This is a genomic window from Veillonella infantium, from assembly GCF_002959895.1.
GTDB lineage: Bacteria > Bacillota > Negativicutes > Veillonellales > Veillonellaceae > Veillonella > Veillonella infantium.
Window position 1 is genome coordinate 120,135 of the sequence record NZ_PPDD01000008.1, and the last position, 14,745, is coordinate 134,879.

9 protein-coding genes are annotated in these 14,745 nt (G+C 40.0%); 1 reads left to right on the forward strand and 8 read right to left on the reverse strand.

Translation table 11 applies throughout. The annotated features are described in order from the left end of the window. Window positions 1-8: 8 nt before the first annotated feature. The 6 genes from rpsG to VCHSUH03_RS04515 form a co-directional block, all read right to left on the reverse strand. Entirely contained in the window at window positions 9-479 is a 471-nt protein-coding gene (gene rpsG / locus VCHSUH03_RS04490) for a 30S ribosomal protein S7 (protein WP_004693556.1), read from the reverse strand. Window positions 480-531: 52 nt separating this feature from the next. Next, complete coding sequence (rpsL, locus tag VCHSUH03_RS04495) at window positions 532-906, reverse strand: 30S ribosomal protein S12 (protein ID WP_004693554.1); 375 nt, start codon at window positions 904-906, stop codon at window positions 532-534. Window positions 907-982: 76 nt separating this feature from the next. Then, on the reverse strand, window positions 983-1,228 hold the full coding sequence (locus VCHSUH03_RS04500) for a ribosomal L7Ae/L30e/S12e/Gadd45 family protein (protein WP_005385487.1): 246 nt from the start codon (window positions 1,226-1,228) through the stop codon (window positions 983-985). 453 nt (window positions 1,229-1,681) lie between these two features. Further along, window positions 1,682-5,884, reverse strand: a complete 4,203-nt coding sequence (gene rpoC / locus VCHSUH03_RS04505; protein WP_105094185.1) for a DNA-directed RNA polymerase subunit beta' — start codon at window positions 5,882-5,884, stop codon at window positions 1,682-1,684. A 29-nt stretch (window positions 5,885-5,913) separates the two neighbouring features. Continuing rightward, window positions 5,914-10,068, reverse strand: coding sequence for a DNA-directed RNA polymerase subunit beta (rpoB, locus tag VCHSUH03_RS04510; RefSeq protein ID WP_105094186.1), 4,155 nt, complete (start codon window positions 10,066-10,068; stop codon window positions 5,914-5,916). Between the two features lie 330 nt (window positions 10,069-10,398). After that, window positions 10,399-11,814 carry an aspartate ammonia-lyase gene (locus tag VCHSUH03_RS04515; RefSeq protein ID WP_105094187.1) on the reverse strand — a complete coding sequence of 472 codons (1,416 nt, stop codon included), beginning with the start codon at window positions 11,812-11,814 and terminating at the stop codon, window positions 10,399-10,401. A gap of 301 nt (window positions 11,815-12,115) precedes the next feature. Here VCHSUH03_RS04515 and VCHSUH03_RS04520 point away from each other — a divergent pair, with 301 nt between their 5' ends. After that, a complete protein-coding gene (locus VCHSUH03_RS04520) occupies window positions 12,116-13,741 on the forward strand; it encodes an ArnT family glycosyltransferase (protein WP_105094188.1) in 1,626 nt (541 codons plus the stop codon). Between the two features lie 49 nt (window positions 13,742-13,790). On the opposite strand, the gene rplL is transcribed toward VCHSUH03_RS04520, so the two are convergent. Continuing rightward, a complete protein-coding gene (gene rplL, locus VCHSUH03_RS04525; protein ID WP_005385476.1) occupies window positions 13,791-14,159 on the reverse strand; it encodes a 50S ribosomal protein L7/L12 in 369 nt (122 codons plus the stop codon). Window positions 14,160-14,229: 70 nt separating this feature from the next. After that, window positions 14,230-14,736 (reverse strand): 50S ribosomal protein L10, encoded by a 507-nt coding sequence (gene rplJ, locus VCHSUH03_RS04530; RefSeq protein WP_060924345.1) that lies wholly within the window; start codon window positions 14,734-14,736, stop codon window positions 14,230-14,232. Window positions 14,737-14,745: the final 9 nt, after the last annotated feature.

Consider the following 14,745-nt stretch of genomic DNA (forward strand, 5'->3'; position numbering starts at 1 on the left):
ACCTCTTATTACCAACGATAATGAGCAAATGCTTTATTAGCTTCTGCCATTTTATGAGTATCTTCTTTTTTCTTGATTGCAGCGCCTGCATTGTTGAAAGCGTCCATCAATTCGCCTGCTAAGCGTTCTTTCATAGTGCGTTCACCACGAAGACGAGCATAGTTTACAACCCAGCGAATACCGAGTGTTTGACGGCGATCAGCACGAACTTCAACTGGCACTTGGTAGTTCGCACCACCGATACGGCGAGCACGTACTTCAAGTACAGGCATAACATTTTTCAATGCTTGATCAAAAACTTCCATTGGGTCTTGACCCATTTTGGAACGAATAATTTCGAATGCATCATATACGATAGTTTCAGCAATGCCTTTTTTGCCATCGTACATAACTTTGTTAATGAAACGTGTTACTAATTTGCTGTTGTACACCGGATCTGGAAGTACATCACGTTTCGGAACAGGGCCTTTTCTTGGCATGTTCAATTCCTCCTTTATAATGATGTGTGTTAGTTTCGTTTAATGGCTAAAATTATTTTTTAGCTTTTTTCGCGCCGTATTTGGAACGACTTTGCATACGGTTTTGTACGCCAGCTGTATCCAATGCACCACGAACGATGTGATAACGCACACCTGGAAGGTCTTTTACACGACCGCCTCTGATAAGTACAACACTGTGTTCTTGTAAATTGTGACCAATGCCTGGGATGTAAGCAGTTACTTCAATAGCGTTTGTCAAACGTACACGGGCAACTTTACGAAGCGCGGAGTTTGGTTTCTTTGGAGTAGCTGTGTACACACGAGTACATACACCACGTTTTTGTGGAGATTCTTGAAGTGCTGGAGCTGTAGATTTTTTAGTCAAGCTCATGCGACCTTTGCGTACTAGCTGATTAATTGTTGGCATTTGGGCACCTCCTTTCCAAATTTGAGATTTATAATTGATCCGTCATAACAAAGTGTTACATCGGATATTACCAAGATTAACGTAGGATGCCTACCGCTGTGGCCCGCACCTTAATGCGACACGCACGACCAAGGTCATCCATAGTGTGCTTGTCATTCACAGGTATTCCCTGTTCAGCACAAGCATTTCGTATAGGTCCAACTACACTTTCATCACTATCATGTCCTACGAACACATACTTCACAGTCCCTCGTGCAATGTTTTTCAACGTTTGCTTGGCACCGATTGTTTTGTTCATCGACTTCAGATGGGCAATGTCCATAGTAAAATTCTCCTTACGAAATTATGCTACTTAGGCATACTTGCCTCTGAGCACTATGTAAGTATACCAATTACACAAACACATGTCAAACGTTTTTCGATGCTCTACACCGCTATACAACTGCATTTTATGTGTACACGTTTCCGTGCGTTTCATTACAACGAATCATATAACAATATATGTAATTTTTATGCAAAAATGGTTGTTTTATTCTCATTTTTATACATTACTTTCATATTATTTTAATTAATCACATTTTATGTATGCATAATTGATATAATAGAAAAATAAATAGTCATTTTTTAGTTCAATTTTATTAACCATATTCAATATATCTATATTATTAAATTTATAGGTTTATTTATTCTATCTGAAAATTTCATCTTAACAAAGAACTTCAGTATTTATAAAAAAGAGCGTGCCCTAAGGCACGCTCTCTTCTATTGCAATAGATTATTCTTCTACAGCAGTTTCTTCTGTAATATCGATGATTTCAGGTGTGTTTTTAACAACCTCAATCTTACGGTAACGGCTCATGCCAGTACCAGCAGGAATCAATTTACCGATGATTACATTTTCTTTTAAGCCCAATAATGGATCAATTTTACCTTTGATAGCAGCGTCGGTAAGAACACGTGTTGTTTCTTGGAAGGACGCAGCAGACAAGAAGGAATCCGTAGCCAATGCAGCTTTAGTAATACCCAACAATGTACGTTTGCCTGTAGCATTTTCACGGCCATTAAGAGTAAGACGACGGTTTTCTTCGTCAAAGGTATTAACGTCGACCATATCCCCTGGAAGCATATCTGCATCACCAGCAGTTTCAACTTTTACTTTATGAAGCATTTGACGAACGATAACTTCGATATGTTTATCGTTAATTTCTACACCTTGAGATTTATATACTTTTTGTACTTCGTAAACGAGGTAACGTTGAGTTGCTTCAGTACCCATTACGCGCATAATGTCATGAGGGTTAATAGAACCTTCAGTCAAACGAGCGCCCAAGGATACAACATCACCGTCTTTAACGATAATACGAGAACCATAAGGGATTAGGTAATCGAGTTCAATACCGTCTTCACCAGTGATGAAGATAGTATTAGTACCTTTTTTACCTTCGTTAGGTACAACGCGAACTGTACCTTCGTTTTCTGCGATGATAGCATTACGTTTTGGTTTACGCGCTTCGAACAATTCTTCGACACGTGGCAAACCTTGTGTAATATCGTCACCTGCGACACCACCTGTATGGAATGTACGCATTGTCAACTGAGTACCAGGTTCACCGATGGATTGCGCTGCAATAATACCTACAGCTTCACCAACTTGAACTTGACCACCTGTACCAAGGTCACGACCATAGCACTTGCGACATACGCCATAAGGGCTGCGGCAAGTTAATACGGAACGGATTTTAACTGTTTCATAGTGTTTTACAACTTCATCAGCCAATGGTTCTGTGATTTCACCATTAAGAGGAACGATAACTTCGCCAGTTTCTTTATTAACCAATTCTTCAGCTGCAATACGACCTACGATACGATCTTTTAATGGTTCAATAACGCCAGTACCTTCAACGATGGCTTCCACTTCGATACCGTGAATTTCATTGTTGCGTACTTGTACTTCTTTTACATCGGAGTTAAGGATAGCTTCGATGCCTTCTTCAGTAAGGCGTGTGTTAGCAGGGAAGATTTCTACACCTTCACTGTCAACGATAGCATTAACAGTATCTTTGTTCAACATATTTTGAACCATAGTTTCTTTTAATGTTGCACGGATGCTGTCATCGCTTTCACCAAGAATAATTTTTTGAACCAAGTTAGTATGGTTAATATCGCTATCAGAGCCTAAGTGAGCACCGCGCAATGCAACGGATGTAACACCAGATTCAGCAATATCGGCCAAGCATTGTTCGTCTAAGATAGTTTCAGCAGGAACAACAAGTTCGCCTGTTTCTACGTTCACTACATCTTTATCTAGCACACGGCCAATAAGTTTATCTTTCAACAATTCCAATGCTTGACGTGGAGAAGTAGCCAAACGAGCGCGTTCACGAACGAGATCGATACCTACAACATCACAATCGTCCTCACGAACGATAACGTCTTGAGATACGTCAACAAGACGACGAGTCAAGTAACCGGAGTCAGCTGTACGAAGAGCTGTATCGGCCAAACCTTTACGAGCACCGTGAGAGGATGTAAAGTAATCCAATACAGTCAAACCTTCTTTAAAGTTTGCTTTGATTGGCAAGTCGATGATACGACCGGATGGATCAGCCATCAAACCACGCATACCAGCAAGCTGACGGATCTGTTGTTTGTTACCACGGGCACCAGAGATAGCCATCATGTAAACAGGGTTGAAGCCATCTTTATCGCGCGCCATATTATCCATCATGGCATCAGTAACATCTTCTGTTGCTTGAGTCCACAATTGAATAGTTTTACGGTAACGTTCTTCTTCTGTAATAAGACCACGACGATACAAACGAGATACTTTTTCTACCTCTTGTTCCGCTGTGTCTAATAAACCAGTTTTTACTTCTGGTACTTTAATATCTGCAATAGCTACAGTCATACCTGCGCGACGTGCGAAGGAGTAACCCAAGGATTTAATACGGTCCAAGAGTTCTGCAGTCTTTTCATTGCCAAACAATTGGAAGCATTGGTCAACCAATTTACCAACTGTTTTCTTATCCATAACCTTACCTAAAGAGTAAGTGCCATCTTCACGTTTTTCATATTGCCACAATTCTGGGAATAGAGCATTATTGAAGATCAAGCGACCTGCAGTTGTTTCTACACGGCCATGGTCAGGCAAACGGATATAAAGAATATCTTGCAAGCCAATAATATGAGATTCGTATGCAAGCATTACTTCATCATAAGTAGCAAATGTTTTTGCTTTATCACGAGTATCTTCACGTACAACCGTTAAGTAGTATGTACCCAAGATCATATCTTGAGATGGTACTGCTACTGGCTTACCGTCCTTAGTGGACAAGATATTATGGCTGGAAAGCATCAATGTACGAGCTTCCGCTTGTGCTTCTACGGACAATGGTAAATGACATGCCATTTGGTCACCGTCAAAGTCGGCGTTGAAGGCTGTACATACTAATGGATGCAATTTGATAGCACGGCCTTCCCAAAGAATTGGTTCGAAGGCTTGGATACCAAGTCTATGCAATGTAGGGGCACGGTTCAAGAGAACTGGATGTTCTTTGATTACCTCTTCCAAGGCTTCCCATACACCAGGACCGATTCTTTCTACTTGGCGTTTAGCAGCCTTAATGTTGGATGCTTGACCACGTTCTACCAAACGTTTCATAACGAAAGGTTTGAACAATTCCAATGCCATTTCTTTAGGCAAACCACATTGGTGCATTTTAAGCTCAGGACCTACTACGATAACGGAACGACCAGAGTAGTCAACACGTTTACCAAGCAAGTTTTGACGGAAACGACCTTGTTTACCTTTAAGCATATCGGACAAGGATTTTAATGGACGGTTACCAGGGCCTGTTACAGGACGACCGCGACGACCATTATCGATCAATGCGTCAACAGCTTCTTGAAGCATACGTTTTTCGTTGCGCACAATGATATCAGGAGCACCTAAATCTAACAAACGTTTTAAACGGTTGTTACGGTTGATAACACGACGGTACAAATCATTGAGGTCAGATGTAGCGAAACGACCACCATCTAATTGAACCATAGGGCGCAATTCAGGTGGGATGACAGGAACAACATCCATAATCATCCATTCTGGACGGTTGCCAGATTGACGGAATGCTTCTACCACTTCTAAACGACGAACCGCACGGATTTTACGTTGACCACTTGCAGTGTTCAATTCTTCGCGCAATTCAGCATTCAATGCTTCAAGATCAAGTTCTGCTAAAAGAGCTTTTACAGCCTCAGCACCCATGTCGATACATGCGAAGAGAACTTCTTCAGCAGCACCTAATTCATAGCGCTCTTCACGAGTTAGTTCTTCGTATTCTTTATCTGCTTCTGGGATTGTTGCATCATCGCGAAGAGCAGCATTATAGCGCTCTTTGCGTTGTGCTTCACGAACGATAGCTAAACGTTCGTTACGTTGAGCTACTGTTTCGATTACGACGGATTTACCACCGATAGTATAACCGTCTTCGTTAAATTGAGCTTCATATTCGCGGTACTCTTGCTCGGACAACAATTGGCGTTTTGCCAATGGAGTACCAGCTGGATCTACTACGATGTAGGAAGCAAAGTATAATACGCGTTCCAAGGAACGTGGGGATACATCAAGGATAAGGCCCATGCGGGATGGGATACCTTTAAAGTACCAAATGTGAGATACAGGAGTAGCCAATTGGATATGGCCCATACGTTCACGACGTACTTTTGCACGTGTAACCTCTACACCACATTTATCGCAGACTACGCCTTTATGGCGAATGCGTTTATATTTGCCGCAGTGACATTCCCAGTCCTTTGTTGGTCCAAAAATGCGTTCGCAGAATAGACCATCACGTTCTGGCTTCAACGTACGGTAGTTAATAGTTTCAGGTTTCTTAACTTCCCCATGAGACCAAGCTAAGATCTGCTCTGGAGAGGCTAAACCGATTCGCATGGAATCGAATTCATTTACGTCTAGCACTACTATCGCTCCCTTCCTTATAGATAGTTTTAGTCTTCATCGTTAGAGGAATCGCCCATTGGGAATGCCAATTGGCTAAGGATATCGTCTTCACCGCCGTTATTAGCTGGTGCTTCTTCCTCTACTTCTGGCTCTACTACAGTTACTTCATCAGTTTCTACTGCACTGCCTTCCATAACTTCTTCAATACCAGTTTCTACCACTTCATCTTCGTCATCAAGTTCTTTCATAACAACTTCTTCTTGATCTTCATTCAAGATTTTTACATCAAGACCAATACTTTGAAGTTCTTTGAGCAATACCTTGAAGGACTCAGGTACACCTGGTTCAGGGATGTTTTCGCCTTTAACGATTTTTTCGTATGCTTTCACACGACCAACAACGTCGTCAGACTTAACAGTTAATAGCTCTTGAAGTGTATAAGCTGCGCCATATGCTTCGAGAGCCCAAACTTCCATTTCCCCAAAACGTTGACCACCGAACTGAGCTTTACCGCCCAATGGTTGTTGTGTAACAAGGGAGTACGGACCTGTGGAGCGAGCATGGATTTTATCGTCAACCAAGTGATGGAGTTTAAGCATGTATACGTAACCAACAGTTACACGGTTATCCATAGGTTCACCAGTACGACCATCGTACAATACTGTTTTACCATCATCGGAACGACCAGCAATGCCTAATGTTTCAAACACATCTTTTTCATGCGCACCATCAAATACAGGTGTAGCAATATGAATACCTGCTACATCTGGTTTTGGCATACCATATGTTTCATAGTCGTAACCAAGGCCTTCGAGTTCTTGACGAATTTCAACGCGTTTAGCACGAGCAGATTCAATATGGTTCAATGTAGTTTTAACTTTATTAATAGCTTCTAATTCTTCTACAAGAGCTGGATCCATTTCTGGAGCATCTTCTTCAGAGTCGAAGAATTCTACATGAAGTGCATTGTATTTAGCTTCAATAGCTTTAAGTTCTTGATAACGAGCTTCGCCGCCAAGAGCTTCAAGTTTCTTTTGCGCTGCAGATTCTACATGGCCAAGAATTTGAGATTTCAAGTCGATAATTTTTTCATCGATGTCGAAATGAGGAACTGTCACATCTTCTTTAGCTTTTGCTTCTAATTCTTCAATTTCAGCATATAAACCGCAAATAGCGTCAATTTGTTCCCAATAAGATGCATCAGTACGAGCTTCTTTCAATACATTTTGAATGTGAAGGTCTGTAGCTTTGATTTTCATACCTAAGCCTTGAACAGCCCAACCCAAGTGAGTTTCAAGAACCTGACCGATGTTCATACGAGAAGGTACGCCCAATGGGTTCAATACGATTTGTACTGGAGTACCATCTGGAAGGAATGGCATATCTTCTTTTCTCATAACGCGAGAAACGACACCTTTGTTACCATGACGGCCCGCCATTTTATCGCCTTCGTGAATCTTACGTTTTTGAGCGATATATACGCGAACAAGTTTATTTACCCCTGGTTGTAATTCGTCGCCGTTTTCACGAGTGAAGACTTTAACGTCTACTACTTTACCAGATTCGCCATGAGGTACGCGCAAGGATGTGTCGCGAACTTCACGTTCTTTGTCGCCAAAGATAGCGCGCAATAAACGTTCCTCTGGAGTAAGTTCAGTTTCACCTTTTGGTGTTGCTTTACCTACGAGGATATCACCAGGATGTACTTCTGCACCAATGCAGATGATACCATCTTCATCAAGGTTTTTAAGAGTGTCATCACCAGTATTAGGCAATTCGCGAGTGATCTCTTCAGCGCCTAATTTAGTGTCGCGCGCATCACATTCGTATTCTTCAATATGAATGGATGTATAGATATCTTCTTTACAAAGTTCTTCACTAAGCAAGATCGCATCTTCGTAGTTATAACCTTCCCAAGGCATGAACGCTACAAGAACGTTATAACCTAATGCCAATTCGCCGCCATCAGTAGCAGGACCATCAGCCAACACTTGACCTTTTACAACATGATCGCCACGATTAACGATTGGTTTTTGGTTAAAGCATGTAGATTGGTTAGAACGAAGGAATTTATTCATACGGTATGTATCTACACGACCATCGCTATCGCGAAGAACGTGGATTTCATTACCCCAGCAACGTACAACTTTACCAGCTTCACGGGCAAGTACGCAAACGCCGGAGTCAGTAGCTGCTGTATATTCCATACCTGTACCAACAAGTGGAGCTTGCGCACGCAAAAGTGGTACCGCTTGACGTTGCATGTTCGCACCCATCAAAGCACGGTTAGCATCGTCATTTTCAAGGAATGGAATCATAGCTGTACCAATGGATACAACTTCTTTTGGACTAACGTCCATGTAGTCAACCTTATCAGGTGTAACTTCTAATACATCATGACCACGACGACAAGCTACGTGTTCATTAGTAAAGTAACCTTCAGCATCGATTGGAGAGTTCGCTTGGGCAATTGTCATGCCTTCTTCTTCATCAGCTGTCATATATACAACGGAATCAGATACACGAACCTTGATAACTTTGTCTGCATCTTCACCTGTACCATAGATTTTTTCAACCTTACGGTAAGGAGCTTCAATGAAACCGAATTCATTTACTTTCGCATAGTTAGACAAGGAGTTGATCAAACCAATGTTTGGACCTTCTGGAGTTTCGATTGGACACATACGGCCATAGTGAGAGTGATGCACGTCACGAACTTCGAAGCCTGCACGCTCACGAGATAAACCACCAGGGCCAAGGGCAGATAGACGACGTTTGTGAGTCAATTCTGCTAATGGGTTTGTTTGGTCCATGAACTGAGACAATTGGGAAGAACCAAAGAATTCTTTGATTGCTGCCACTACAGGACGAATATTAATCAACGCTTGAGGCGTGATAGATTCGATTTCTTGAATTGTCATACGTTCACGAACAACACGTTCCATACGAGTTAAACCAATACGGAATTGGTTTTGCAACAATTCACCTACGCAACGAAGACGACGGTTACCCAAATGGTCGATATCATCTGTATGACCTGCACCATCCATAAGGTTGAGCAAGTAAGAGATGTTAGCGATCATATCTTCCCGTGTTACTGTACGGTGATCGAATGGCAAATTGCAGTTATTGCAGATAACTTTGGACTCTACACCATCGTTATTTACGATGTAGAATTCAGCGAAACCTTCGCCATCGAATACATGGCTATTAGCAACGATATCAAGTTGTTCTTCCCCAACTTGTACACCTGCATCAAGGATAATTTCGCCAGTTTCTGGATCCACGATAGGTTGTGCCAATGTTTGCCCCAACATACGTTGACGCCAGCCAAGTTTTTTGTTCAATTTGTAACGACCAACGCGCGCTAAGTCATAACGGCGTGCATCGAAGAACAAGTTATCGAACAAGTTACGAGCGGACTCTACAGTAGGAGGCTCACCTGGACGTAATTTTTTATAGATTTCAACCAAGGCTTCATCAGCAGATTGAGTTGTATCTTTTTCTAATGTACGAACGATACGTTCATCATATACTGGTAAACCATCTTCATCAGTTTTACCATTCCAGAAGAGGTCAAGGATGCTTTCATTAGTATCCCAACCTAATGCACGTACCAATACAGTAGCTGGTAATTTACGGTTACGGTCAATACGAACAGCAACAACTTCGCTTGCATCAGTTTCAAGCTCAATCCATGCGCCACGGTTAGGAATAACTGTGGAATCGTACAAACGGTTACCCATTGTATCGATTTCTTTATTGTAGTAAACGCCTGGAGAACGTACCAATTGGGATACGATAACACGTTCTGCACCATTGATGATGAAAGTACCTGTATCAGTCATCAATGGGAAATCGCCCATGAATACTTCTTGTTCTTTAATGTCCATATTTTCGGGATCATTATTTACCAAGCGAACATTTACACGAAGTGGTGCTGCATAAGTAGCATCACGGTTTTTACATTCATTAATATCATACTTAGGTTCACCTAAGCTGAAACCTTCGAAAGAAAGTACTAGATTACCTGAATTGTCTTTAATCGGAGAAATATCGTTGAAAATATTTTGTAAACCACTCTCCAAGAACCACTCATACGATTTACGCTGAATGTCCAATAAATGCGGCATCTTGATAACTTCGTTAATTTTAGCGTACGTATAACGAGTTCGTTTGCCTACCTGTTCAGGTTTGAACATATTTGCTTTCACCCCTATCAAAACACACTGGTCTACCATTTTCTATAACGGCATGGAAAAGACATCTTACAGGTCTCAGTTTTCCTGCTCAGATAACGCCAAATAAAGCAAGGCCCATTTTATTTTTAAAATAACCTTGCTTTCCATTAACCAAGCACAACCTTGGAAGAAAACCTCATCACTATTCAAGTTATAGTTTTTATATCCAAAAGCAGGAAACGCTACTTTTGCAATATATAATTCTATCAGTATTAAAAAAGACTGTCAACCAAAAGGGTTGACAGTCTTTCATTTTCATGCTTTATTCATGTATCAAAACAACTTACTATATTAGTTGCCTTTTTGTTTTAAAAGATTGGCACCAGCAATACCAGGGCGAGTCATTTCCTTAGGAGAAAGAATATGATTGATTTCATCTTCAGTCAACAAACCTTTTTCCAAGATGATGTCACGAATAGCACGACCAGATGTATACGCTTCTTTCGCAAGTGAAGATGCTGTTTCATAGCCAAGATGTGGCAACAATGCTGTTACGATGCCAACGGAACGATTCAACCAGTATTCGCATTGTTCACGGTCTACTTCAAGATCGATAAGCAATTTATCAACAAATGTATTTACACCGTTTTTGAGGTAGCAAAGATTATTGAACAAGTTGTATGCCAATACAGGTTCCATTACGTTTAATTCAAATTGACCATTTTCTACAGCCAATGTAATTGTAAGGTCATTACCGATAACTTGGTAACAAACTTGGTTCAATACTTCGGCGATAACAGGGTTAACCTTACCAGGCATGATGGAAGAACCAGGTTGACGAGCTGGTAATTTCAATTCCCCAATACCACAACGAGGACCAGATGCCATCAAGCGGAAATCGTTAGCCATTTTAATCAAAACAAGAGCTGTTACTTTTAAACCACTGGAGATATCTGCAAAGATATCTGTATTATTTGTAGCATCAATTAAATTTTCAGCTGTATAGAATGGTTCGCCTACTACTTCACTAAGTTCGTACGCTACATCGTGAATGTAATTAGGTTCAGCATTAAGGCCTGTACCAACTGCAGTAGCACCCATGTTGATTACATGTGCACCTTCAACAGCAGATTTAATACGTTTAATACCACGGCGGATACCAGATGCATAAGCACCCATTTCTTGGCCCAATGTAATTGGCACCGCATCTTGTAAGTGAGTACGACCCATTTTCAAGATTTCGCTGTATTCTTCAGCCTTTTTCTCGAGCTCATCAACGAGGCGTTGTAATGCTTCAAGTAAAGGTTTGGTTTTAATAATAGCACATACCTTAATAGCTGTAGGGAACGCATCGTTTGTGGATTGCGCCATGTTACAGTGGTTGTTAGGGCTTACGATATCGTAGCTACCTTTTGGATGACCTAAAATTTCACAAGCGCGGTTAGCCAATACTTCGTTCATGTTCATATTTACAGAAGTGCCTGCACCACCTTGGATTGGGTCAACTGGGAATTGATCAGCAAATTTACCTTCAATTACTTCGTCTGCAGCTTGTACGATTGCTTTACCTATAGATACGTTTAAGCGACCAGTTTTCATATTCGCTAATGCAGATGCTTTTTTAACCATCGCCAATGCTTTGATAAAGTCTTGGTCCAAATGTTTGCCTGTAATATGGAAATTTTCTAATGCACGAATTGTTTGTACACCATAATATAATTCATCAGCTACTTCTAATTCACCTAAGAAATCATGTTCTTTTCTCATAATAAATCCTCTTTCTACTATTTTATAGTTAAAATAGTACTTTAATGAAACGGTTTTATCTTACGCGCTCATTATAGCATGTATTTTGTATACATAAAAGTCATTTCATGTATTCTGTACAAACAATATTCTATACAATATATTATTTCATAAATAATTCTTTTGTAGCTATTTCTATTTCATAAATAATTCTTTTTGTAACTATTTCTGTATTGTAAAAGATCCAACTTTAACTTTCATCGGTTTAATTATTACACGCCCTATAGTACAATAATATAAACTATGTAAGTAAGGAGTCACTATGATTAACAATCACATGCTGCGCATAGGTGCGCTTTTTTTATTGACCGTACTGAGTTACGGTTTCTATAACGCCTATCTTCCCATAACAGATCCGGTAGAATCCAACTATGTGTTATCTGCTATTACAATGTTAAAACATAACTCATGGATATCCCCCATGATATATGACCAAGTTTGGTATGATAAACCGCCCCTCACCTATTGGGCACTCATGATCAGTTATAAACTATTTGGCATATCTGACTTTACATCACGTATACCGAATACGCTTATTGCCGGTGGCAGTGTAGCACTTATGTATCATCTTGTATATCGCATTAAAGAATCTAAGTATATAGCTGTTATGAGTGCACTGCTTTTATTTAGTGCCTTACAGTTTTGGTACATTTCACACGCAGTCATAACAGACGGTTTTCTCTTCTTCTTTTCACTAGCTATCTTTGGCTATTCTTATCTAGCCTTTGCCAAGAACGACAAATATTCTATGGTAAAAGCTTACGGAGCAGCCGCCTTAGCAGTGGTAACTAAAGGACCGGTCGGTATTGTTCTGCCTGGATTAATACTACTACTATTTATTGCTATACGATGGTTTACCCAAAAAGATAATGATGACTACTCTCTAAATAAGGATATTAAATTACTATTTAATCCTTTTGGAATTTTCCTATTTATAATTCTTGCTAGTCCATGGTACATTGCCATGTATTCAATTCACGGTCAAGAGTTCATATCTGGTTTCTTAGGTCTGCATAATATGGAACGAGCACTAGTATCAGAACATCCGAAGTTTAACGTTTGGTATTATTACTTAATCATTGTCCCTATTGCACTTTTACCTTGGACACCTGCAGTTATTTACCAACTCAAAAGTATTAAATGGAAAGAAAATTTTTATCTTCTTGGTGCTATCTGGTTTATAGTGATTGTATTATTTTATTCTCTAGTAGCGACCAAATATATAACCTATACTTTACCAGCAATAATCCCTTGTATTATCTGGGGAGCTGAGGCTATTACAAATAGCTTTTACAATAAGAGTACTAGTTTTAAATATATTGTTACCATTCCATTAGCAATATATGTCCTCTTATTCCTAGTAGCCAGCATAGTAACACCTGAATTAAATTCAGTACCATTAATCGTTGCATTAATATTAATTGTGTTATTTGCGTTATTTGCGTTATTAGCAAAACAGTATAACAACAATAAGTTACCACTATCAATTTATTTAACTATACCTTTAACCATTTTATATACGGCAATCACTATAACTGTAACTCCTATTTTATTTGATCAATCCGGGATTCAATTCAAACCATATATTGAATCAAATACGCAACCTACCTATATATACAGTACATACTATACATCAATTTTGTATTATACCGGAGATACTCCAACACAAGTATTTGTACATACTACAGATAACCCTCTATGGACTGCAGGCAAAACATTAATGCCAACCATAACAGTAGAGGAGTTTGAAAAAAGAGTATCCATAGAAAAAGGTGCTATCATTATTGTGCCAAATAAATATATCAAAGAATTTACTAGTTCCCCGATCAATATAATAGCAACAGAAGTTGGTAAAAGCGGAGCTGCTAGAATTTATCAAATTCAGTAACTAAACAAAAAAGGCGTACCCAAAGGTACGCCTTTTATTATGGCTAGAATTATTTCAATTCTACAGTTGCGCCAGCTTCTTCCAATTGAGCTTTCAAAGCTTCAGCTGCTTCAGTAGCTACGCCTTCTTTTACAGGTGCAGGAGCGCCGTCAACGATAGCTTTAGCTTCTTTCAAGCCAAGACCAGTTGCTTCACGAACAACTTTGATTACGTTGATTTTGGATGCGCCAGCATCTTTCAAGATTACGTCGAAGGAATCTTTAGCAGCGCCGCCTTCAGCACCACCAGCAGCTGCTACAGCTACAGGAGCTGCTGCAGTTACGCCAAATTCTTCTTCAATTGCTTTTACAAGATCATTAAGTTCAAGAATAGTTGCTTCTTTCAATTCAGCAACGATGTTTTCAATGTTCAATGCCATTTTAGTTTTCCTCCATAAAATAGTTTATTGTATCAGTCTTAAGCGACCAATTGATAATGCGCAGAAATTATTATTCTGCAGCTTCTGCAGGTTGAGCTTCTGCAACAGCTTTGACAGCGTATGCAACGTTGCGAACAGGTGCTTGCAATACGGAAAGCAACATGGAAAGCATACCTTCGCGGTTTGGAAGAGATGCAATTGCTTTAACGCCTGCAGCGTCCATAACTTCGCCTTCAACGATACCAGCTTTAACTGTTACAACTTCTTTCTCAGTAGTTTTGATGAATTGTTCAATTACACGAGCAGGTGCAACAGCATCTTCTTTAGAAGTAGCCAATGCAGTTGGACCTTCCAAATGCTCAGCGAAACCTTCAAGATTCAATTCATTTGCAGCAATGCGAGTCAAAGTATTTTTGATTACTTTGTATTCAACGCCTTCAGCCAACATTTTGCGGCGAAGATCAGTTGCTTGCGCAACAGTCAAACCAGAGTAACCAATCAATACAGCGCCTTTTGCTTCAGAAAGAGTTTCTTTCATTTGAGCAACGATTGCTTTCTTTTGTTCAGTGACAGCCATTAGATTACC